We start from the raw sequence: 21,167 nt of genomic DNA, 5'->3' as shown, positions 1-21,167 counted from the left end.
TTTGGCCGTTATTTCGCCGTTCGGCGGTCATAGACATCTTCCTTTAACAGCAACTCGATTTGCCGTCTCAGGAGGGGCAATACGGTCGTGAGCTGTAAATACGGGTACGTGGCAAAGTTATCCGTCCCGCCGATATAGAGCACGGCCCGGTCGACCACAGACCAGCCCCGCTCGGTCCACTGTTCGATTCGTACCTCACAGACGTCCGGTTTGGCCCGGAACGCCCAGTATGCCTCAATCTGCCCTTCGGCGATCGTCGGTTTGACCGTCAGCACCGGACAATCGAATCGGGCGAGGACACTCGGATCGATCGGTCCCGTCTCATGGGTGACGATCAGTTGTGGGTCGAGACGATCGAGCCACATCGTCGTCTTCGCATCGTTTAACGAAGTGACCCGCAGGATGTGATGGAACGGAATCGGCTCGTCATTCAACGGATAGCGACCTTTCAATTCTCGAATCCGGGCCCGGCTGGATACGCGCATGAGAGGCGCCATCGACCGGACATAGGCGTGCGTCAGCCAATGGTTGAGCGATTCGGGTCGATGCTCGCTCGGACCATCTTCTCGAATCACATGGGTCACCCCTAGGTTGCGAATCGCCTGATAGACGTAGGCGGATGTGCGATGTTCCCCGACAAGTAACACGATTGGTCGGCCCATGGCGTTTCCCTCCTTCCAAGATGTCGCAGTTCAATTTAAAATCTAACGAGCTGACAAATGTTCCGTTCATCGCGATTTCTGTTCAACGTTCACTTCTTTCCATCACACGACTCACGAAGCTCCAATTCGGCGAGTGCCCGTTTCCAAGAGCCATACCGCCGCGATATTTTTGCGACACTCGGTCGTTTATGTTGTTTGGCCCATTTCTGATACGTGACGGCGTTGAATGGGACCACGACCCGGCTTGCTTCGAGTAACGATTGGACGATTTCTGCTTTTTCACGTTCTGGTTGGACGGTAAAATGGAGTTCTTCTAAACGCTCGACCGTTTTCACGGCCAGACTCCAAGACCCGAAGTGGGAAATAATATCACCTAGGGAAGGGGCGACTTGACCTTTGGCCCACTGTTGATAGTGGGTGCTCGTCAATCTCCCTTCCTGTTCAAGTGCGAGCCGAAGCGCTGCGATGAGTTCTTGTTGGGTATACTGTTTGCGGGATTCGACGAGACCGGCCGCTTTTAACGCACCGGTCCATGACCCGTAAAAATTGAGAACGTCGAGGAACGTCGGGACGTCTCGGTCTCGGCTCCAGAGCTGATATTGTTTGACAGTGAGGGTCGGAGTCAGAGATGCAGCGGCTCGAAGCGACTGGATAATCTCTGCTTCCCGGTTCATCGTTCGTCCTCCTCAGACACTTTGTTCGGTCACGATTGTACGAGTATCGAGTACCGTCTGGATGACTTGCTGTTGTTCTCCGAGCGTCAAATCAGATCCCGACGGAAGACAGATGCCGTTTTCGAAGAGTCGGCGACTGACGTCTTCTCCGTCGACCGACACGTATTCCGCATCGCGGTAAACGGGCTGTAAGTGCATCGGCTTCCAGACGGGACGCGATTCAATCCCGGCCGTGGCGAGCCGCTGCATCAACGTGTCACGATGCAATTCGGTTTGGTCCAATTGCATGGCCGTGAGCCAACGGTTGGCCCGTGAATATGGGACCTCTTGTTGATACGTCGTCCCAAGTTGCCGGAACATGCGCTCGTAGCGGGAAAAGACGCGACGTCTCGCTTGGACGCGCTGTTCAATCACTTCGAGCTGTCCCCGACCAATGCCGGCCGAGACATTGCTCAATCGATAGTTGTACCCGACTTGTTCATGCTCATAATGCGGCGCGTCTTCCCGGGCTTGCGTGGCCAACTTGAGCGCTAACTGTTTCGTTTCCGCATTCGGCACCATGAGCATGCCGCCGCCTGAGGTCGTGATGATTTTGTTGCCGTTGAACGAATAGAAGCCGATGTCGCCGATCGTGCCCGTCATCTGCCCGTGCCATGTCGAACCTAGTGATTCGGCCGCATCTTCAATCAACGGGACACCATACTCGCGGCAAATGTGGCGAATCTCACCTATTTTCGCGACGACGCCATAGAGATGCACGACGATGACTGCTTTCGGAAGTTTCCCTTTCGTCGCCGCCTGGACGAACGCTTTCCGGAGCGCGTCCGGCGACATGTTCCACGTCGTCGTTTCCGAATCGATAAAGACCGGGATCGCCCCGACATAACGGATCGGGTTGACCGATGCCACGAACGTGAGCGATTGACAGAAGACTGTGTCATTTGTCCCGACACCGATAGTAAGTAGTGCTAAATGGAGGGCGGCCGTGCCCGAACTTGTCGCCAAGGCGTGAGGATGGTCCGCATATGCAGCCACTTCCGCTTCAAACGCATTGACGTTCGGGCCGAGCGGCGCAATCCAATTGCTTGCGAACGCCTCTTCGATATAAGCCATCTCACGTCCGGACATATGCGGCTTTGATAATAAGATGTTCATTTGATGCCCTCCTTCATCATGTTTTTATACGAGATATACCAGTCGACGACTTGCTCGAGCCCTTCAAATAGCGATGTACTCGGGCTGAAACCGACTAAGGTATCGAGCGTCGGAATGTTCGACTGCCGGAGCACGGATGTTCGCATCGGCAACGACGTCTTGGCTGATTTGTTGAGGATGTGCCCGATATCGGACAGTAACGTTTGAACGGTCACGTAGTCCGAGGCTGGAATTTGAAAGTAGCCGACGGGCGACAGTCCCGTTTGAACCAAACGCAATAGCCGAACGACCGACTCGACGACGTCATCGATATAGGAGACGTTGATGATGTCCGTCGCATAATAACCGGAAAGACGGACACCGCGGTCGACGGCGACAATCGCTTTGGACACGAGTGTCGAGGAGTCATCCCAAGGTCCGAAGACGTCTTCCGTGAATAAGTGGATGGCGGGGGGATCTTCTTCGCTCACTTCCTTTACCGGGAGGTCGAACGTGATGAACGACTCGAGCGGGACACGTGTCGTATGCAGCGCGATGTATCGCTTCATCAACTCGTATCGTTCGAGCGGGTCGTCGACGGTACGGGTCGAACACAAGATGATGTGGCGTGGTTCATGTCGCTTCAAGATGCTGCGCATGACCGTCTTGTTCGCGAGTGTCGTACGAATCAACTGAAACTGTGGGTGCGTCAGGACGTAGAGACGTTGTTTGGCAATTCTCGTCTTGTGCCGCCCCTCATCGTCGATTCCGACGACGTCAAACCCTTCCTGTAACAGTCGACGTGCCAGATGGAATCCTTGAAAGCTGGCGACGCCGACGATGAGCACTGTTTGATCGACCATCGTTCTTTCCTCCTCGCTCGTAGTGGCGTTCAGTTCCCATCAGCGAGACGTGACCCGGCGATATGAGGACGCATTCGTTTCACCCCGTGTGTGAAAATCCGTTCGACGTCTCGGTCGAGGTCGTCGCTGTTGGCGATGTACAACAATAGATACATCAACGCGTCACGGTCATCGCGGAACGTTTCAATCAAATGCAGGACAGAGGAGACGGTCTTGAACGGCCGAGTCCGACCGACAAATATTTTTGGGAAGACGTTCGCTTCCGGACCGAGCTCACTTTCGGCCAACAGTTCTTCATACAACTTCTCACCAGGACGAATCCCAGTGACCTCGATTCCAATCTGATCGGTCGTGAAACCGCTCAACTCAATCATTTTCTTAGCCAAATCGATGATTTTGACCGGATCGCCCATATCGAGCACGAACACTTCACCACCACGCGATAAGACACTCGCTTGAATGACGAGACGACTCGCTTCCGGGATGGTCATGAAGTACCGGGTCATCTCAGGATCCGTGACGGTGACCGGACCTCCGCGTAAAATCTGTTCTTTAAACAGCGGAACGACCGAACCTCGACTGCCGAGAACGTTGCCGAAGCGGACGACCGCAAAAATCGTATCACTGGCACGAGCTTTCTCTTGGACGACCATCTCGGCGATTCGTTTCGTCGAGCCCATCACGTTCGTCGGGTTGACCGCCTTGTCCGTCGAGATCATGATGAAGCGATTCACTTTATGTCGGGCCGCGACGTCGACCATATGTTTCGTCCCGTAAATGTTGTTTTTAACGGCTTCGAGTGGATTGTCTTCCATGAGTGGAACGTGTTTGTGGGCGGCGGCGTGATAGACGATATCCGGTTTATACATCCCGAACACTTCTTCGAGCCGTGCTTCATCCTGTACATCACCGATGACGGGATAAAGCACCGTGTCCGTCCCGAGTTCGCGCAACTCTCGTTCAATCAAATAAATACTGTTCTCCCCGTGACCAAGGAGAATCATTTCAGCCGGGGCGAATTTGATGAGTTGACGGCACAGTTCCGAGCCGATGGATCCACCTGCGCCCGTGACGAGTACCGTCGCGCCTTCAACGTGACTAGAAATTCCAGATATGTCCAACTGGACCGGTTCTCGACCTAGCAAGTCTTCGATTTTCACTTCACGGATTTCACTGATGGAGATCTTCCCGGTCGCGAGCTCCGAGATCATCGGTAACGCATGGGATTCCGCGCCCGTTTTCTCAATCCGTTTGAGCAAGGCAAGGCGTCGCGCATAGGACAGGCTCGGGATGGCCAAAATCACGACTTCAATCCCGTGCTCTTGGATGATACGCTCTAAGTCGTCAGTCAACCCGAGTACAGGAACCCCGTGCACGTAAAGCGACTGTAGGTGCGGGTTGTCATCGAGCAGCCCGACGACGCAGAGGACGGTCGTCCGATGCTCTTTCAACTCACGGACAATCAACTGGCCCGAATCACCGGCCCCGATGATGAGCGCTTTTCGTCCGGGATGGTTGGAGTGCGGTTTAAACACATCGAATACGTGGTTACGGGCCAAGAATCGCGTGAACAAAATCAAGTTGAAGGCGAGCAACCCTTGGACGGCGATGATCATGCCGAGCCCTGCCCCAAAGTGGAATTGGTTGTAGGCGTACAACACCAAATCACTGCTCAGTAAGGCGATGGCGACTTGTTTCATCTCATGAATCGAGGCGTAACGCCAGTCGATGCGATGAATTTTTAATACTGTTCCGACAAGGCTGAAGCTGATGATTTTGATACCGACCATCATCAACATTTCGTTTGATTCGAGCGCTGCGTACGAAGTGATTGTCGAGAACAGCAATTCAAACGTCGCATAGAGCACAAATGAGACGATCAAGATGTCGAGACATAAGAACAGCAAATTCCGTTGATTCTTCCGATACACGTTCACAAGTGTTGCCATGGTAGTTCGCACCTCCAAGAGTCTGAGTTGTTCGTTCGTGGTGTGGGTTGGAATGCGCAAAAGATGCGTCGATGCTAGTAAACTACCCGACTCTTCTCGACAAATTTAAAGATAAAACAAGCTTTTTCTCATGAACGACACGGATGGCAACAAAGGAGTTCACGAAATTATTATCATGATTTCTTTCACATAATGAATAATTGTCGGACAAACGGGAAATGGGAATATACATAACCCGAATTGGGTATCGTTTACATTATTTTGCATCTCATCAAAACAGAGCATAAGGAGGTAAAAATCGATTTCAAGCATTCTTTTTGACTAGCTCGTTGACTCTTCCAACCAATACAAGCTGTTCATTCACACCAAGAGACCTTCCGAGACGCTCGCTGCGTCTCCCTCCAAAGGAGAGACACCAAGATGAAAAAATGGACACGCCCTCAAATCGTACAAGCATTGCAGTTAGCTGCTCAAGAACATGCCGAGCTCGATTCGAAACGGTACAGCGTTTGGTCGCAAACCAAAAACGTGCCGTCCCTTTCCACCGTCATCCACCAGTTCGGGTCTTGGCGCGAGGCACTCGTCGCCGCCCAAATTCAAATGTCGTTCCATTACTATTCCGATGAAGATATCCTTCGGGCATTGAATCAAGCCGCCGAAGAACTTTCGCTCTTCACGAGCCAAACGTATCGGGAGTGGTCGAAAGTGACCCGTTCCCCGTCGCTCACGTTAATCAGCAGCCGGTTCGGCTCTTGGTCGAACGCGCTCCGGGAAGCGAAACTTCAGACGACCGCGGCGAAAAATAATGAAGAACGAATTATTCAAGCGTTGATTGAAGCGTCAGAGGAACTCGAGCGTCTCACATCCCAGCACTACGCCATCTGGGCCCAAGAGCGCGGCTATCCAACGGTCGCGACGATTGCGCGGAAGTACGGATCGTGGAGCTACGCCTTGTTCGTCCTCGATATCGCCCCACCGAAGCGGAAATGGGATGAAGAAGATGTCATCGAGGCGCTTCGGGTCGCCAGACAAGAGTTGTCTCACTTCAGCATCCTCCATTATCGGAAATGGGCCGAAGGACGAAACGTGCCGAGCACATCGACCATCAACGCCTTATTCGGCAGTTGGACGGCGGCGTTAAAATGTATGGAAGAACAAAAAGTGAATCAATAAAAACAGGCCCGGTCTCAACTCGTGAGAACGGGCCTGTTTTCAGGTGACGATTGAAATGAATAGCGGGATGCCGACGAGCAGATTGAACGGGAACGTGACGGCGAGGGCGAGCGTCAAATAAAACGACGGCTCCGCTTCAGGTACCGACGCCTGGAGCATGGCCGGGGCGGCGATATATGACCCGCTCGCGGCGAGCGTCATGAAGAGAATCGTTCCCCCGTCCGACAGTCCGGCCATCCCGGCCGCGATGTAACCGATGACGGCCCCGACGAGCGGAAACGTCATGCCAATGACTAAAAACTTGAGGCCATAGGACGGCACCGCCTTCAACTGATGACCGACCTTGACGCCCAGGCTGAGCAGGAACAAGAGCAAGACGCCCGGGAACAAGTCGATGAAAAACGGTTCGAGCGCCGATGTATCCGGCGTGACGATTCCGACGACGAGACCGGCCAACAACAGCAGGATGCTCTTCGAAAGCAGACTGTCGCGGATGACCGTGAACGATTGAGTCGGGGCCGCCGTAATCCCGAGGACACGGCTCTGATTGTAGAGCAACAGCGCGACGACGAGACCCGGAATCTCGAGCACGACGACGAGCGTCGTCATGAACGGTTCATAGACGATACCGAGACGTTCGAGCTGGGCTGTCGCGGCCACGTACGTCACGAGCGAGACCGAGCCGAACGTGGCCGCCATGGCGATCCGTTCCGGGAACGTAAATTTGAGCAGCGACCCGATTCCAAAGGCGACGAGCGGCAAGATGATGCCGACGACGAGCGTCACTGCCAGCGGGAGCGCCAACTCGTCCATCGACACCGAGGAGAGACCGATTCCCCCTTTCAACCCGATGGCGAGCAGTAAGTACAAGTTGAGCGTGATGCTGAGCGACTCCGGGATTCGCAAATTCGATTTTCCGAGAGCGGCAATCACGCCGGTCACGAACAAAAGCACCGGGGCGCTCGTCAATAAAAACGTCAATAGTTCCATACATTTCCTCCTAGACGACAAAAGCGCACACCAAAGAAAGGTGTGCGCTGCATGCCGACGGCTCGAACACGTTCGCTCCGTCTAGCCGACAATTGTCGGATGTGTAGTTAGTCAGCTCCGGTTCAGGACGACGGGGATGTCTCGCGGACACCACCAATCCTGAACCGTCTCTGCTTCTAGTGTAAAAACGTCGTCACGGCTTGTCAATCCCATTCTCCCATGGCGCATCGAGGCGAAAGACGATGAGGCGTTCCCCTGTCTTCGTGCTGATGTCCGTGTGGAGCGAGACGAGTCGCCGCCCGAGCACGTCGTGCACGATGGCCTCGAGCTGAGGCCGACCGGATTCGACGAGGTTGTTGCGGTACTTCTTCAATTGCTCGCGCCCGGCCGACTTGGCGGCCAGTTCGTACTCGGCCGGGGTCAAGACGCCTTGGAGCGTCACGATCGCCAGGTCGCGGAGCAAATCTGCTTTACACGTCAAGGAACCGCGTCCGAGATACTCTTTCTCCCATTGGGTGATGCGAGCACTCAGCTCCATCTCGAGCTGACCTTTTTTCGGCATCGTTACTTCACGAACCCGATCATCATCTCGCGAAGGATCTTCGCGGCGGCGATGGCCGTCATGTCCGACTGATCGTACGCCGGTGACACTTCGACGAGGTCGGCCCCGATGACGTCGACGTCGGCGTTCGCGATGGCGTGGACCGCTTCAAGCAATTCTTTCGTCGTGATGCCACCGATTTCTTGCGTGCCCGTTCCCGGCGCTGCCGATGGGTCGAGGACGTCGATGTCGATCGTGACGTACACTTTCTTCCCGGCGAGCGTCGGCAACACGCGTTTGAGCGGTTCGATCACTTCATATTTATACATGTTATAGCCGACTTCTTTGACCCAGTCGAACTCTTCTTTCATCCCAGAACGAATTCCGAACGAGTAGCAGTTCGATGGTCCAATCAAGTTGGCCGCTTTTTTGAGCGGTGTCGAGTGCGACAACGGCTCGCCTTCGTATTCGTCACGGAGGTCCGTGTGCGCATCGAAGTGAAGAATGACGAAATCGTCGCCGTACGCATCGTGCATCGCCTTGATGACCGGCCAAGTGACGAGGTGTTCCCCACCCATACCGAGCGGGAACTTGCCTGCTTGGATGACGTCTTTGACGAACGACTCGATCATGTCGAGCGATTTCTGAGCATTCCCGAACGGAAGCGGGATATCACCAGCGTCATAGACGGCGGCTTCACTCAAATCTCCGTCCAAGTACGGGCTGTACTCTTCAAGCCCGATTGAGACTTCACGGATTCGGTTCGGACCGAAACGTGAGCCTGGACGGAAACTGACCGTCCAGTCCATCGGCATCCCGTAAAGGACCGTCTTCGCGTCTGCGACTTCTGGCAGGCTCGCGATAAACACTTTGCCTGAATAGGCTTCATCGAAACGTTTAATCATTTCGTCAAGTCCTCCACGAATTTAGGAAGGACGAAGGCTGCATTGTGAAGCTTCGGCGTGTAGTACTTCGTCTCGATGTCGTGGAAACGCTCCGAAGCCACTGCTTCCGGGTCATACTGCTTCGAACCGATTGTGAACGTCCACATGCCGCTCGGGTACGTCGGTACGTTCGCTGTGTAGAGCTTCGTGATCGGGAAGATTTCTTTCACGTCACGTTGGACTGTCTGGATGAGCTCTGGCGTGAACCATGGGTTGTCCGTCTGCGCGACGAAGATTCCATCGGCTTTGAGCGCTCTCGAGATTCCGGCGTAGAATCCTTTCGTGAACAAGTTGGCCGCTGGGCCGACTGGTTCTGTCGAGTCGACCATGATGACGTCGTACTCGTTCTCAGACTCAGCGATATGCATGAAGCCGTCGCCGACGATGACTTCAACGCGTGGGTTGTCGAGTTCGCCTGCGATGTTTGGTAAGTATTTCTTCGAATATTCAATGACTTTCCCGTCGATGTCGACGAGAACTGCTTTTTCGACTGATGGGTGTTTCATAATCTCACGGATGACGCCGCCGTCTCCGCCGCCGACTACGAGCACATGCTTCGGATTCGGGTGCGTAAAGAGTGGGACGTGAGCCACCATCTCGTGATAGACGAATTCGTCCTTATCCGTCGTCATGACCATTCCGTCAAGTAACAACATTGTTCCGAACTCGTCCGTTTCGACCATTTCTAGTCGTTGAAACTCCGTTTGTTCGCTCTCATAAACGTGGTTTACACGGAACGTGATTCCGTAATCTTCTGTCTGGTGCTCCGTAAACCATAATTTTAATTTTTGGTCCATCGATAGAACCCCTTTCTGTTCAAAAAGTTGTTCGTATGCGAGTGGCGTTTTGAGGCGCTTCTTATTCATACGATAGGAAGTATACAAAAACTGCCCGCATTTTGCACGATTTTTTTATTTATTTGTCCTACCATGTGAGTTTTATGTGAGTTTTATCCGATAAACTAAATAGAACCAACTTTATCTCTTGGAAAGGAGGAATGTACATGTGGTCTCCCTGTACCGCCTGCTCCACGAACATCCCGTTCTTTGAGCGCGGCCTTGTCGTCGTCAACGACACGTTCCATCCGTATGAATCGTTAGATGAATTAAGCGCACACCTCTCCACCGTCGAGGAGGACGTCTATTGCGTTGATCAAGTGACGAAACGTCAAACTGCAATCATCTCGGCGAGTAATCTGCTCGAACAAATCGCCAACCGTGATACGATCGAACTCATTCAACACGGTGAATTCGAGAGCCATCTGCAACCAATCGTCCATCTCGATACCGGTGAACGATTCGGTTACGAAGCGTTACTCCGCAGTCGCAATAACGTCTCTCCCGGAGAACTGTTCCGCGCGGCCAACCGTTTCGGTCTGCATTCCAAGCTTGACCAGCGCGCTCGCGCCGAGGCGATTAAAGCGACCTATCATGCCGTCGCCCCGCACGAGAAGACGTTCATCAACTTCTTGCCGTCGACGATTTATAACCCGGACTATTGTCTGCAACATACGTTCGAGATTATCGATCAATACGGGCTTAGTCCCGACCGTTTCATCTTTGAAGTCGTCGAGACGGAGAAAGTGCAAGACGTGGCCCACTTGCAGCACGTGTTCTCTACATATAAGAAGCGCGGCATGAAAGTCGCCCTCGACGATGTCGGGGCCGGCTTCTCGACGCTCGATATGTTGAAACGCCTCGAACCAGACTATGTCAAAATCGACCGGTCGTACATCTCGTTTTGCGATCAAGACGCCGAAAAACGGACATTCTTGAAAAATGTACGTCAATTGACCAAATCGATGGACATCACGATTCTGGCCGAAGGCATCGAACGCGCCGAAGAAGTCGACGTCTGTCGTGAACTCGGATTCGACCTCGCCCAAGGCTATTACTTTGGCAAACCGTCCCCGTATTCGCTTTGACGCAACGAAGGCCTAGAGCATCCGCTCTAGGCCGTTTTTTTAATCGTCTTCTTCTTCATCCATATCTTCTTGCATTTCTGTATCTTCATTGTTCATCGGTTCTTCGTCTGCTCCCCCGCAAGCCCCGAGAATGATGCCTGTCGCCAAGAGCGACGCGGCCAATGCACCTTTCTTCTTCATCGCTAACACCCCTTTTACGTTGTGTCGTACAGTTACGATAATTCCCTTCGCCCATATCGTGAAACGTAATTTTAGATTAACAATGTGTAAACGGTGGAATGAATTCAGTGATGACAACTGAACAGAAAGAAGGTGTACGTGTTGAAACGACGCGTCTGGCAACTCCTCACCATGATTGTACTCGGCCTCCTCCTTCTCCTCGTCCTCTACTCCGTGGACGGATTGATCCCATTCTTGATTGGTCTCGCGATCGTGGCGCCGCTCCTCGTCAGCTGGCATATTTTATTCGACCAGGTCCAACCGCAGGCCAAGCTCGCTTGGCTACTCGCCGTCCTGTTCATCCCGTTCCTCGGCGCCCTCGCCTGGGTACTATTCGGACGGACACCGCGACGCCACCGTCGGATTAAACGGACTTCGACCGAGATTCGTATGTTCCGCCAAGCGATTGAAGAGGAACGCGTCGAGACGTCCAATGACGTATCCGATCGTTATCCGCTCACGCGCACGCTCGAAAAACTCGGGGCGACCGGCGCGGACGGCCACACGTCGACGAAACTACTCGTCAATGGCGAGGAAAAATTCGATGCAGTGATTAAAGATATCGAGCAAGCGACCCATCATATCCACGTCCAGTATTATCTGTTCCGGACCGATGAAATCTCGCTCAAGATTCGTGACGCTCTCATCAAGCGATCCAACGAGAACGTCACCGTCCGCTTCTTGTATGACGGCCTCGGCAGTCAAGAGATTAGCGAAGCGTTTCTCGAACCACTCCGCGAGTCCCGTGTCCACGTCGAGGCGTTCGACCCGGTCGTCCACCCGCTCCTCGTCTTTAATGCCAACTTCCGCAATCATCAGAAGTTGATCGTCATCGATGGACGAATCGCTTACACGGGTGGCCTGAACGTCGGAGATGAATATTTGGGCAAACATAAAAAGCTCGGATTTTGGCGCGATACCCATCTGCGTCTCGAAGGGCCGCTCGTCCGGGAATTGCAGCGCCTGTTCGTCGAGAATTGGCTGTATGCCGGTCATGAGGAAGACAAAGAGACGTGGGACTTGTTTGCCGACAGCAAACACTTACCGGAATACTTTATCGATGAGCCGCAACAAGAAAACGGGGCGACGCAACTGCTCGTCACATCACCAGGGAAAGATGTGACGATTCGAGACGGGCTCATGGCTCTGTTGATGCAGGCGAAAGAATCGATTTGGATGACGACCCCTTACTTGATTCCGCCTCCCGAAATGCTCGCGCTGTTAGAAGTCGCCGGCAAGCGAGGCATCGACGTCCGAATCGTCGTCCCCGGAAAAGGAGACGAATGGTTCAGTTTCCATGCGACCGAGTATTATTTTGAGCAATTGCTCAAACGGAACATCCGGATTTATAAATACAATCGTCATTTTATCCACGCAAAAACCGTCCTCATCGATGGCAAGATTGCGCTCGTCGGGACGGCTAACTTTGATTTTCGGAGCATGTATTTGAACCATGAGATGACCATCGCCCAGTTCGAGACGTCATCCATTCAAGAGTTGCACGAAGCGTTCTTGAACGACTTCGATGAATCGATTCTCGTCGACTGGTCGATGATGCGTAAGAAATCGAACGGCAAACGCTTCGTCGAAGCGTTCTGTCATATCTTCTCGCCGCTTCTCTGAGACAAACGCCACACGGCGTACAGCACGGCGAGAACGGCGACGAGAACGAGTTGCCACCCGCTCGCCACGGTCAGGACGGCCGTGACGGCAAGCGCCTCAATCAATAGCGCCGGTACTTTTCCAATCGTGCTCGCTACAGCGAACGAGGGGAGCGACATCCTGCTGAATGCAGCCGACAGCGTGACGAGACCAGACGGCACGAACGGTAACAGCCGGAGCCCGAGGACGAGGAACCAAGCCTCGACCCCTTCGGCTTCACGGAGACGCCGCAGCCGCTTTCCGTCCGGTGATGTGTAGCGATGGAGTGCCTGCCGATACAGGATAAAGCTGAGCACGGCGCCGACGGCCTCACCGACGATGGAGACGGCGACCCCTGGTCCGAATCCTAGCAGTTGAACGTTCAGTGCCGTCAAAAAGGCACTCGGCAATACGCCCGCGATGGCGATGATGCTGTTTAAGATGATGCTGACCACGACAAACAGCGGGATCGGCAGAACTTCCCATTCCATGTATGAAAACCTCACTTCATTTGAAAAGGCTGGCCCGGTATGAACCGGGTCAGCCTTTAGGTTATTTTGCGTCCACTTCATCCCACGAGTCTTCGTCGACTGCAGGGAGATGTTTCTCTTCGAGTTTCGAGACGACGACCGCACAAGCGGCGTCCCCTGTAATGTTGACCGACGTCCGGAGCATATCGAGGATCCGGTCGACACCGATGATCAGGGCAATCCCTTCGACCGGTAAGTTGACGGATTGTAAAACGAGCGCGAGCATGACAAGTCCGACACCTGGTACGCCCGCCGTCCCGATTGAGGCGAGTACCGCTGTGATGACGACCGTCAAGAGCTCTGTCATCGTCAAATCAGCATTGAACACTTGCGCGATGAAAATCGTTGCGACCCCTTGCATGATGGCCGTTCCGTCCATGTTGACCGTCGCACCGAGCGGTTGGACGAACGACGAAATCGAGCGTGGGACACCGAGTTTCGTTTGAGCCACTTCCATCGACACCGGGAGTGTCGCATTCGATGAAGACGTCGAGAATGCGAACGTCATCGCCTCGTAGAAGTTTTTAAAGAAGAAGACGGGATTCATTTTCCCGAGCAACGCCACTGCACCGCCGTAGACGATGACTGAATGGAGCGCCAACGTCAAGACGACGGCAATCATATACCATGCCATCGCTTGGACAGCCTCTAATCCAATGCCACCGATGGCTGAGGCGATCAAAGCGAACGCACCGTACGGCGCGAGCTTCATGACCAAATGAATCAAGTACATCATGATGCGGTCACCTTGTTTGACGAACCGGCGCCACGTGCGCGCTTTTTCACCGAGTGCGATCATCGCGAATCCGATGAGTGCCGCAAACACGATGATTTGAAGCATGTTGCCTTCAGCGAGCGCTTGGACCGGGTTCGTTGGAATCATGTTGACGAACGTCTGCACGATATTAGACGATTCTTCCGAGCCAGAGGCATCAAACTCTAATCCCGTCGTCGGGAAATCTCCACGTTCTCCTGGTTGGATGACATAAGCGACACCCATCGCCAAGACGATGGCGAGCGCCGTCGTCGTCAAGAAGAAGAGCAATGATTTCGTTCCAACGCGACCGAGTTCTTTCGGGTCACCGAGACCCATGACACCAAGAATGATCGAGAAGAAGACAATCGGGACGACTAACATTTTAATTAAGTTCAAAAATACGGTTCCGACTGGCGAGAGGACATACGTATTGGCCATATCATAAATATTGCCCGGTAATCCTGCTAATGCTAAACCGACGGCTACCCCCAACAGTAGCCCAATCATAATTTTCTTAGTTTCACTCATCGTGTCACCCTTTCTCTTTTACACAAGTGCGTTTAGTATAGCATAATGCTGAATATTCATACAATTACGGTGAAATCACAACATGATAACAAATTCATGTTCCCAAATCGGGGCACATGAAAACAAAAAAGATTGGAGACCGAAACGGTCCAATCTTTTCACTCGGCGCTCAAACGCTCAAGCTCGGTTTGAAGTTCGGTCGATTGTTCCCAGATTTCAGGACGATGTTCTTTCAAAAAGGCAGCGAGCACGTCGCGTGACGGTGCATCCATCATGTCAATCAAGATGCGGCCTTTGAGCGACTTGTCCATCTGGTTGACGTGATACGGCAACAGTTTATAGCCGCGCCGTGCCTCGAGGTCAATCGACATGTCACAAGCTGCGACACCGCCGTAATAGAATCCTTCTGGCTTTCGTCCGACCGTGACCCAGACGATCCAATACGGTTTTCCGTTCGGCACCGCTTCTGGATCCGTCAAAAATTTGATGCGTTTCTCGATCGCCGATTTGGCATGCATGGCCCCCATATCGATGACCGCGGTCCCCGCCTCGACATCGATGATGACGGGAGACATATTGTTCAAACTGAGCGAACCGACCCCAAAACCGCCGTGGCCATCGGTCGAATCGTCAGCGACGATGTTAAAATTAATCTCTTTCATGGCATTCCCTCCCTCTCTACTGTACACAAAGACGAGGGAATGTGGCAATCCGGAACGTCAACACCACTCGATTCGAAACTTCGTGCCCGGTCCGATCGATTGGATGAGCGGCCGGTCTGCCTCGATGACGCGCCCAAGGACGTTGATCCGATCGTCTGCCACCAAATCGCGTTTTGTGATTTGCAGCTCACCGGCATAGCGCCCGTACTTCGCATTATCGACCGTGATCGTTCCGAGCGGACGCGGTCTTGCTGCCATCGGCTCGAGCAAGCGGTCCCCCGGACGTCCATAGCCCCTCGATTCGACCGAACGGACGACGTCACGTGCCGGGTCCATCCGGTTCGTCTGGACACGATAGAAGGCGGCCTCAATCGTCGTCTCCGCTTCGGCCCGAAGAACGAGCATTTTGTCGGCGTGTGAGGCGAACTGTTCAATCGTCTCATCGGTGAGTCCCGGATCGCCGATTAAGATGCGATCGACTGAATCCATGAGGTCCATGTAGCAGGCGAACGTCGACAACAGGCGATGGTCCTCGAGCGTCGGCAGCCGTTCGAACAGCGGTCCTCGGAGTGTCCCGTCACCAGGGATGAACGCCTGGACGCTCAACCCTTGCCGCTTCAGCCAATCGTTCTTGGCATCGAACCAGTTACGATTGAGCCCCGTCTCCGGGCGCGGATAGAAGTTGTGCCACGCCTCGACGTTGTCCGTCACGAGGCCGTGTTGCTTCATCTCTATGAGTTCCGCTTCAGACAGCGTGCTCGCGTTCAAGGCGACCGTCATTCGGGTCGACAAGTCGGCGACTTGTTTCGGCGTCACGCCGTAATCGACGCGCAGCCCCGTCACGCCCCACTCGGTGAGCGTATGGGCATCGTCCCACGTCTTGCCGAGCGCGGCGAGCGACGTCGGTGCGATATCCGCAAACAGTTCCATGTCGAGTTCTCGTGCGAGCGTCCCGAGGTCACGAAGCCGTTCCGTATACACCGACGTGTCGTCCTCGGGGATATGCAGTGACGTGAACATCGAGGTGAAGCCAATCTCGCGCATGCGTCCGACCCATATCTTGAACTGCGGTGTGAGCGGTTCGCTCAAATAAACCGATAATCCCTTCATCAGAAATTCCTCCTCATCAAATGAAAAGGCGACTCCAAAGAGCCGCCTCAGTTGTTAAATCCCGTCTGCCATTTCTTCTTTGAAGCCGAAGAAATACGTGAAGATGAAGCCAGCCGTATACGAAATGACAAGACCTGCGATGTACGTCAAGTACATGCCGTTGTCGATGAGCGGCGTAAGCGAGAGACCCGAGACCCCAATCCCGAGCGCTGCCGTCTTCATCGTCGCTTGGAAGGCACCGCCGACCGCGGCCCCCATACAAGCCGTCAAGAACGGACGGCCAAGCGGGAGTGTGACCCCGTAAAGGAGCGGCTCGCCGATTCCAAGGAATCCGACCGGAATGGCCCCTTTGATGATGTTACGGAGACGTTGGTTGCGCGTCTTCACGAAAATCGCGAGCGCCGCCCCGACTTGTCCGGCCCCTGCCATCGCCAGGATCGGCAAGAGTGCCGTGTTACCGACCGTGTTCAAGAGTTCCAAGTGAATCGGTGTGAGTCCGTGGTGCAACCCGACCATAACGAGCGGGAGGAAGAATCCAGCAAGGACAGCCCCTGCTACCGGTCCACCGACTTCAAGTACGGCGTTCAATCCTTGCATGATCCCGTCTGACAAGATGCCTGCGACCGGCATGATCGCATAGAGCGCCGTGAAACCGACGACGAGGACCGTGAGAAGCGGTGTAAAGATGATATCGATCGCCGTCGGCATGAAGCGACGAACGTGTTTCTCGATGTACGTCATGAGCCAAGCGGCAAAGATGACCCCGAACAGTCCACCCCGCCCGACAACGAGCGGTTCCCCATAAATGGTGATATCCGCGAGCACCGGGTTGAAGAGAATCCCCCCGGCGATGGCACCGAGTACCGGCGTCCCGCCGAACTCTTTGGCCGTGTTCCAACCGACGAGGATGGCGAGATACGCGAACACTGTGCTACCGAGCAATAAGAGGATTTGCATCCACGTTTCGGTCGGGTCAACGCCGGCGTTCTTCGCGAAGTTGGCTCCCCCGTTAATGATACCTGAAGCGACAAGCCCTGGAATGAGCGGAATAAAGATGTTCCCTAAGCGACGCAAGAAGCGCTTGAACGGCGACTTCTGTTTGTCTTTCACTTTTTGACGTTCGATGGCCGCCCGTTCGTCCGGCGTCAAATTCGCATCGACCGACTCTTCCCCGATGGCGAGCCCCGTCTCACGACTGAGATGGTCCGCCACGCGGTTGACCGTCCCCGGGCCAACGACGATTTGCAACGTCTCGTCATCGATGACACCCATGACACCATCGATTTGTTTCAATGCAGTGAGATCCGCTTTCGTCGGATCTTTGAGCGCTAAACGCACACGTGTCATACAGTGCGCGAGTTGACGAATGTTATCTTTCCCCCCGACATGCTCTAATATCGCATGTGCAAGAACCTCTTCTTTCTTCATCTCGAATCCCCCTTATAATGCGTCACGGACGAATCCGTTCGCACGCTCTAATCGCTCGACTGCCTCCGCATGCGGGACGTCGGCTAAAATCATGACAATCGCCGTCTTGACGTGACCACCGGATGAATCGAAATAACGCGCGGCCGTCTGTTCGTCGACCCCTGTCGCTTCCGCAATCATCCGTTTGGCCCGCACTTCCAACTTCTCGTTCGTCGGCTGCACGTCGACCATCAAGTTTTGATACACTTTCCCTACCCCAATCATCGACGCCGTCGAGATCATGTTGAGGACGAGTTTTTGCGCCGTCCCTGCTTTCAATCGGGTCGATCCGGTCAATACTTCTGGTCCCGTCTCGACTTCGATTTTGAACTCGGCGTGTTCGCTGATTTTTGAACCTTTGTTACACGATAGCGCGGCTGTCGTCGCGCCGACCTCGCGGGCGTAATCGAGTCCGCCGATGACGTACGGTGTCCGTCCGCTCGCGGCGATCCCGATGACGGTGTCGAACGCATTCAAGTGAAGCGCTTTCAAATCATTGACTGCCAAATCCTTGCTATCCTCTGCTCCCTCGACCGCTTTAATCAACGCCCGTTCGCCACCTGCGATGAGTCCGACGACCATATCCGGTGACACGCCAAACGTCGGCACACATTCTGCCGCGTCTAAGATGCCGAGCCGTCCGCTCGTCCCTGCGCCGATGTAAATCAAACGTCCGCCTTGTTTGAAGGATGCGATGGCACGCTTCGTCACTTCGGCAATGACCGACAGTTCTTCTTGAATGACGTGTGGGACCGATTGATCTTCCTCATTCATCACTGCAAGGAACTCCTCGACCGCCATCTCGTCCAAGTGTATCGTTCGTTCATTTCGTCTTTCAGTAGCCAGTTTGTCTAACATCGCCACCATCCTTTCTTCTCTCTAATTTTATTGTACTAACTTGAAATTAAAAGTCAAACTTATTTGAAAAAATAAGGAAATAAAATTTCATTATAGGTCAGGCGTATACGTGTATGCATGTAAATTTGTATACATGTATACATGTATGGAAAACGCCCGGCCCTATTGGACCGAGCGCTTTAGCTGATGACTTTTTTCAACACGTGGACGTGATCGCCGCGTGCCGTGATGGAATCTTTTTCATAGACGTAGCCTTGCCGTTCCCAAAAGCGACGCGCCCGCTCATTGTGAGGTAACACCCCGAGTCGGAACACCGTCTGGAACGGACGCATATATGTTTGTTCGAGCTGTTCATACAACCGCGTCGCAATCCCGGTGCCGTGCAGCCGTTCATCGACGACGAACAGACCGAGCCAAAGCGAGCCGTCGACCGGGTGTTGCTTCAACAAGTCGGCGACGGCGATGACGTCCCCGTCCTCAAAGACGAGGCTGACGGTCTCCTCCGTCTCAAAATCGGCCACGTTTTCATCGCGGAACGTTTCGGGCGCCTGTCCGTTCAATTCCGCGAACGACCGTTGTTGTAAGAGGAACGCCGCCACCGCATCGCGCCACGTTGGGTCATAGACGTGAATCATCGGCGCAACTTCACCATCTCGTCACGTGCCTCGGCGTAGCGATCAATCAATCCCTCGCCTTTTCGGTGCAACAGCCCCATATAAAGTGTGTCGATAATCGTCAACTGTGTCATCCGTGAAGCGATGCTCGCAATCCGGAAATCACGTTCGACGCTCGGCGTGCATAGTCGGACATCCGCTTCTCGATAGAGCGGAGATTTATCGAGGTCCGTGATGGCGACGACCGGCACCCCTTTTTTCTTGGCGAAGCGGACGAGTTCGAGTACGTCTTTCGTCCGACCCGACGTACTGATGGCGACGAAAACGTCGTTCGGGCCGAGATGCGGAATGAGAGACAACATGTAATGGAAATCTTGCGATGTCTGGGCCGCATAGCCGAGCTTTGTGAATTTATATTGCGCGTCATAGGCGGCCGTCGACGAACCGCCGACCCCATAAAACACGACCCGGTTCGCTCGGGCGAACGTATCGATCGCATGCTCGAGCTCACGCTTGTCCATCGCCTCGGCACATGCCTCGATGGCCATTTTGTTCACATGGATGACTTTTTGAAACGAATCGTAAGGTGTGTCTTTCTGCTGCAACACGTTGAAATCGGTGAGCGTCGTCTCGGTGATCGCCAAGTCTTTGACGAGGGCGAGTTTGAACGCCTTGAAGCTATCGATTCCGACGACACGCGCAAAGCGAACGATACTCGCCTCGGACACGTCCGTCTTTTGAGCGAGCTCTTTCGTCGTCATATTCGGAACGAGCGTCGAGTGGGATAAAATATAGTCGGCGATTTTTTTCTCCACGGACGTCATCTCGCTTTTGGCGAATTCGATTTTTTTGAGTAAGGATTCCATCGGGTCATCCCCTTCCTACTTCTAGTTTCTGTTTCCATGATAGCGGATTCTTTCTTCACAAGCCAACTTGGACATGGAAAAAGGTCAAGCCATCGCTTGACCTCATGGTTATAAGTTTTTAGCGTTGAACGTATCGCCGCCTTGAATCGTCCCGTTTTGGAACCCTTTATCGAACCAGCGTTTCCGTTGTTCGGACGTCCCGTGCGTGAACGAATCCGGTGTCACATAGCCGCGCGCCTGTTTCTGAAGGGTGTCATCCCCGATTTGGTGCGCCGCATTCATCGCTTCTTCGACGTCGCCGGACTCGAGGTAACCCATCCCTTGAGCGTGGTGGGCCCAAACGCCTGCATAATAATCGGCCTGGAGTTCGAAGCGGACCAAATATTTGTTGAACTGTGTCTCACTCATCTCGTTTCGGAGCGGCATAATCTCGTCCGTCGTGCCGAGCAACGTCTGGACGTGGTGACCGACCTCGTGGGCGACGACGTACGCCATCGCGAAGTCACCCGGTGCATTGAACTGTTGACTCAGGTCATCATAGAAACTCAAATCGATATACAACTTCTGATCACCCGGACAGTAGAACGGTCCGACAGCCGATCCGGCAATCCCGCACGCCGATTCGACTTGATCTTTATAGATGACGAGCGTCGGCTCCCGATACGTCAATCCGTTCTCCGCAAAAATATCGGTCCACACTTCTTCGGTATCCCTTAGCACGACCGACACGAAGTCGGCCATCTCTTCTTCCCGCGCCGAGCCTTCATACGTTCCAGAGGACTGTTCCGGTTCTCCGAGTCCGATGTTGTTGACGATATCGCCCGGATTGCCCCCGTTGAGCAGTGTGAAGACGATGACCAAGATGAGACCAAAGCCCCCACCGATTCCTGCGATGCCTTTCCCTCCGACACGTTGCCCCCGTCGATCCTCGACGTTTCGACTTGCTTGTCTACCCTTCCATTTCATCCGCCTGTTCCTCCTACGACTAGTCTGTCTTGTTCCTTACCCCGTTTTCACATATTTCGCACCTGCATTTTTTATTTGTACCGTCCGCCCAATCG

The 21,167-nt window shown here is 53.8% G+C and carries 22 protein-coding genes; 3 read left to right on the top strand and 19 right to left on the bottom strand.

Annotated features, from left to right (window positions below; genetic code table 11):
* Nucleotides 1-8 precede the first annotated feature (8 nt).
* The 5 genes from M467_RS20760 to M467_RS20740 all read right to left on the bottom strand — a co-directional run bounded on the left by M467_RS20760 (nt 9) and on the right by M467_RS20740 (nt 5,282).
* A complete protein-coding gene (locus M467_RS20760; RefSeq protein ID WP_021066076.1) occupies nt 9-662 on the bottom strand; it encodes a hypothetical protein in 654 nt (217 codons plus the stop codon).
* Nucleotides 663-751: 89 nt separating this feature from the next.
* On the bottom strand, nt 752-1,336 hold the full coding sequence (locus M467_RS20755; RefSeq protein ID WP_021066075.1) for a hypothetical protein: 585 nt from the start codon (nt 1,334-1,336) through the stop codon (nt 752-754).
* Nucleotides 1,337-1,348: 12 nt separating this feature from the next.
* Nucleotides 1,349-2,491 carry a DegT/DnrJ/EryC1/StrS family aminotransferase gene (locus tag M467_RS20750; RefSeq protein WP_021066074.1) on the bottom strand — a complete coding sequence of 381 codons (1,143 nt, stop codon included), beginning with the start codon at nt 2,489-2,491 and terminating at the stop codon, nt 1,349-1,351.
* On the bottom strand, nt 2,488-3,333 hold the full coding sequence (locus M467_RS20745; RefSeq protein ID WP_021066073.1) for an NAD-dependent epimerase/dehydratase family protein: 846 nt from the start codon (nt 3,331-3,333) through the stop codon (nt 2,488-2,490). Before M467_RS20745 ends, M467_RS20750 begins: the two co-directional genes overlap by 4 nt.
* A 29-nt stretch (nt 3,334-3,362) precedes the next feature.
* Nucleotides 3,363-5,282, bottom strand: a complete 1,920-nt coding sequence (locus M467_RS20740) for a polysaccharide biosynthesis protein (RefSeq protein WP_021066072.1) — start codon at nt 5,280-5,282, stop codon at nt 3,363-3,365.
* A 420-nt stretch (nt 5,283-5,702) separates the two neighbouring features.
* Here M467_RS20740 and M467_RS20735 point away from each other — a divergent pair, with 420 nt between their 5' ends.
* Nucleotides 5,703-6,455, top strand: coding sequence for a homing endonuclease associated repeat-containing protein (locus M467_RS20735; RefSeq protein WP_021066071.1), 753 nt, complete (start codon nt 5,703-5,705; stop codon nt 6,453-6,455).
* 39 nt (nt 6,456-6,494) lie between these two features.
* Here M467_RS20735 and M467_RS20730 read toward each other — a convergent pair whose 3' ends face one another.
* The 4 genes from M467_RS20730 to speE form a co-directional block, all read right to left on the bottom strand.
* Nucleotides 6,495-7,445, bottom strand: a complete 951-nt coding sequence (locus M467_RS20730; protein WP_021066070.1) for a sodium-dependent bicarbonate transport family permease — start codon at nt 7,443-7,445, stop codon at nt 6,495-6,497.
* 193 nt (nt 7,446-7,638) lie between these two features.
* Nucleotides 7,639-8,007 carry a Na-translocating system protein MpsC family protein gene (locus tag M467_RS20725; protein ID WP_021066069.1) on the bottom strand — a complete coding sequence of 123 codons (369 nt, stop codon included), beginning with the start codon at nt 8,005-8,007 and terminating at the stop codon, nt 7,639-7,641.
* A gap of 2 nt (nt 8,008-8,009) precedes the next feature.
* Nucleotides 8,010-8,891 (bottom strand): agmatinase, encoded by an 882-nt coding sequence (gene speB / locus M467_RS20720; RefSeq protein ID WP_021066068.1) that lies wholly within the window; start codon nt 8,889-8,891, stop codon nt 8,010-8,012.
* Nucleotides 8,888-9,727: a polyamine aminopropyltransferase gene (gene speE / locus M467_RS20715; protein ID WP_021066067.1), complete on the bottom strand. Its 840-nt coding sequence runs from the start codon at nt 9,725-9,727 to the stop codon at nt 8,888-8,890. Before speE ends, speB begins: the two co-directional genes overlap by 4 nt.
* A gap of 206 nt (nt 9,728-9,933) precedes the next feature.
* On the opposite strand from speE, the gene M467_RS20710 reads away from it, so the two are divergent.
* Nucleotides 9,934-10,854 carry an EAL domain-containing protein gene (locus M467_RS20710; RefSeq protein ID WP_021066066.1) on the top strand — a complete coding sequence of 307 codons (921 nt, stop codon included), beginning with the start codon at nt 9,934-9,936 and terminating at the stop codon, nt 10,852-10,854.
* A 39-nt stretch (nt 10,855-10,893) separates the two neighbouring features.
* Here the strand turns inward: M467_RS20710 and M467_RS31725 are convergent, their stop codons facing one another.
* Nucleotides 10,894-11,034 (bottom strand): hypothetical protein, encoded by a 141-nt coding sequence (locus M467_RS31725; protein ID WP_021066065.1) that lies wholly within the window; start codon nt 11,032-11,034, stop codon nt 10,894-10,896.
* A 138-nt stretch (nt 11,035-11,172) separates the two neighbouring features.
* On the opposite strand from M467_RS31725, the gene cls reads away from it, so the two are divergent.
* Entirely contained in the window at nt 11,173-12,696 is a 1,524-nt protein-coding gene (gene cls / locus M467_RS20705; protein WP_235045164.1) for a cardiolipin synthase, read from the top strand.
* On the opposite strand, the gene M467_RS20700 is transcribed toward cls, so the two are convergent.
* The 9 genes from M467_RS20700 to ypfJ form a co-directional block, all read right to left on the bottom strand.
* Nucleotides 12,672-13,205 carry a TVP38/TMEM64 family protein gene (locus M467_RS20700; protein WP_021066063.1) on the bottom strand — a complete coding sequence of 178 codons (534 nt, stop codon included), beginning with the start codon at nt 13,203-13,205 and terminating at the stop codon, nt 12,672-12,674. The two genes, cls and M467_RS20700, sit on opposite strands and share 25 nt — an antisense overlap.
* A gap of 61 nt (nt 13,206-13,266) precedes the next feature.
* Nucleotides 13,267-14,529: a dicarboxylate/amino acid:cation symporter gene (locus tag M467_RS20695; protein ID WP_031199993.1), complete on the bottom strand. Its 1,263-nt coding sequence runs from the start codon at nt 14,527-14,529 to the stop codon at nt 13,267-13,269.
* Between the two features lie 158 nt (nt 14,530-14,687).
* Nucleotides 14,688-15,191, bottom strand: coding sequence for a YwhD family protein (locus tag M467_RS20690; protein ID WP_021066061.1), 504 nt, complete (start codon nt 15,189-15,191; stop codon nt 14,688-14,690).
* Nucleotides 15,192-15,248: 57 nt separating this feature from the next.
* Nucleotides 15,249-16,301 (bottom strand): DUF871 domain-containing protein, encoded by a 1,053-nt coding sequence (locus tag M467_RS20685; protein ID WP_021066060.1) that lies wholly within the window; start codon nt 16,299-16,301, stop codon nt 15,249-15,251.
* A gap of 54 nt (nt 16,302-16,355) precedes the next feature.
* On the bottom strand, nt 16,356-17,729 hold the full coding sequence (locus M467_RS20680) for a PTS transporter subunit EIIC (protein WP_021066059.1): 1,374 nt from the start codon (nt 17,727-17,729) through the stop codon (nt 16,356-16,358).
* A gap of 12 nt (nt 17,730-17,741) precedes the next feature.
* Nucleotides 17,742-18,635, bottom strand: a complete 894-nt coding sequence (gene murQ / locus M467_RS20675; RefSeq protein ID WP_268743708.1) for an N-acetylmuramic acid 6-phosphate etherase — start codon at nt 18,633-18,635, stop codon at nt 17,742-17,744.
* Between the two features lie 170 nt (nt 18,636-18,805).
* Nucleotides 18,806-19,261, bottom strand: a complete 456-nt coding sequence (locus M467_RS20670) for a GNAT family N-acetyltransferase (protein ID WP_021066057.1) — start codon at nt 19,259-19,261, stop codon at nt 18,806-18,808.
* Nucleotides 19,258-20,106: a MurR/RpiR family transcriptional regulator gene (locus tag M467_RS20665; RefSeq protein WP_021066056.1), complete on the bottom strand. Its 849-nt coding sequence runs from the start codon at nt 20,104-20,106 to the stop codon at nt 19,258-19,260. The genes M467_RS20670 and M467_RS20665 overlap by 4 nt, the downstream gene beginning before the upstream one ends.
* Nucleotides 20,107-20,214: 108 nt before the next feature.
* Complete coding sequence (gene ypfJ, locus M467_RS20660) at nt 20,215-21,072, bottom strand: KPN_02809 family neutral zinc metallopeptidase (RefSeq protein ID WP_021066055.1); 858 nt, start codon at nt 21,070-21,072, stop codon at nt 20,215-20,217.
* Nucleotides 21,073-21,167 lie beyond the last annotated feature (95 nt).

The sequence above is a fragment of the Exiguobacterium chiriqhucha RW-2 genome, from assembly GCF_000416965.1.
Lineage (GTDB): Bacteria > Bacillota > Bacilli > Exiguobacteriales > Exiguobacteriaceae > Exiguobacterium > Exiguobacterium chiriqhucha.
Note: the sequence above shows the minus strand (reverse complement) of the source record. Positions and strands in the feature narration are given on the sequence as shown.

What these genes read in the sequence shown, in the direction of transcription:
- M467_RS20700 (WP_021066063.1), bottom strand. Translation starts at nt 13,205, where the DNA reads ATGGAATGGGAAGTTCTGCCGATCCCGCTGTTTGTCGTGGTCAGCATC.
- M467_RS20740 (WP_021066072.1), bottom strand. Translation starts at nt 5,282, where the DNA reads ATGGCAACACTTGTGAACGTGTATCGGAAGAATCAACGGAATTTGCTG.
- M467_RS31725 (WP_021066065.1), bottom strand. Translation starts at nt 11,034, where the DNA reads ATGAAGAAGAAAGGTGCATTGGCCGCGTCGCTCTTGGCGACAGGCATC.
- speE (WP_021066067.1), bottom strand. Translation starts at nt 9,727, where the DNA reads ATGGACCAAAAATTAAAATTATGGTTTACGGAGCACCAGACAGAAGAT.
- M467_RS20665 (WP_021066056.1), bottom strand. Translation starts at nt 20,106, where the DNA reads ATGGAATCCTTACTCAAAAAAATCGAATTCGCCAAAAGCGAGATGACG.
- M467_RS20755 (WP_021066075.1), bottom strand. Translation starts at nt 1,336, where the DNA reads ATGAACCGGGAAGCAGAGATTATCCAGTCGCTTCGAGCCGCTGCATCT.
- M467_RS20695 (WP_031199993.1), bottom strand. Translation starts at nt 14,529, where the DNA reads ATGAGTGAAACTAAGAAAATTATGATTGGGCTACTGTTGGGGGTAGCC.
- M467_RS20685 (WP_021066060.1), bottom strand. Translation starts at nt 16,301, where the DNA reads ATGAAGGGATTATCGGTTTATTTGAGCGAACCGCTCACACCGCAGTTC.
- M467_RS20735 (WP_021066071.1), top strand. Translation starts at nt 5,703, where the DNA reads ATGAAAAAATGGACACGCCCTCAAATCGTACAAGCATTGCAGTTAGCT.
- ypfJ (WP_021066055.1), bottom strand. Translation starts at nt 21,072, where the DNA reads ATGAAATGGAAGGGTAGACAAGCAAGTCGAAACGTCGAGGATCGACGG.
- M467_RS20710 (WP_021066066.1), top strand. Translation starts at nt 9,934, where the DNA reads ATGTGGTCTCCCTGTACCGCCTGCTCCACGAACATCCCGTTCTTTGAG.
- M467_RS20730 (WP_021066070.1), bottom strand. Translation starts at nt 7,445, where the DNA reads ATGGAACTATTGACGTTTTTATTGACGAGCGCCCCGGTGCTTTTGTTC.
- M467_RS20690 (WP_021066061.1), bottom strand. Translation starts at nt 15,191, where the DNA reads ATGAAAGAGATTAATTTTAACATCGTCGCTGACGATTCGACCGATGGC.
- M467_RS20670 (WP_021066057.1), bottom strand. Translation starts at nt 19,261, where the DNA reads ATGATTCACGTCTATGACCCAACGTGGCGCGATGCGGTGGCGGCGTTC.
- M467_RS20760 (WP_021066076.1), bottom strand. Translation starts at nt 662, where the DNA reads ATGGGCCGACCAATCGTGTTACTTGTCGGGGAACATCGCACATCCGCC.
- murQ (WP_268743708.1), bottom strand. Translation starts at nt 18,635, where the DNA reads ATGGTGGCGATGTTAGACAAACTGGCTACTGAAAGACGAAATGAACGA.
- M467_RS20750 (WP_021066074.1), bottom strand. Translation starts at nt 2,491, where the DNA reads ATGAACATCTTATTATCAAAGCCGCATATGTCCGGACGTGAGATGGCT.
- speB (WP_021066068.1), bottom strand. Translation starts at nt 8,891, where the DNA reads ATGATTAAACGTTTCGATGAAGCCTATTCAGGCAAAGTGTTTATCGCG.
- M467_RS20680 (WP_021066059.1), bottom strand. Translation starts at nt 17,729, where the DNA reads ATGAAGAAAGAAGAGGTTCTTGCACATGCGATATTAGAGCATGTCGGG.
- M467_RS20725 (WP_021066069.1), bottom strand. Translation starts at nt 8,007, where the DNA reads ATGCCGAAAAAAGGTCAGCTCGAGATGGAGCTGAGTGCTCGCATCACC.
- M467_RS20745 (WP_021066073.1), bottom strand. Translation starts at nt 3,333, where the DNA reads ATGGTCGATCAAACAGTGCTCATCGTCGGCGTCGCCAGCTTTCAAGGA.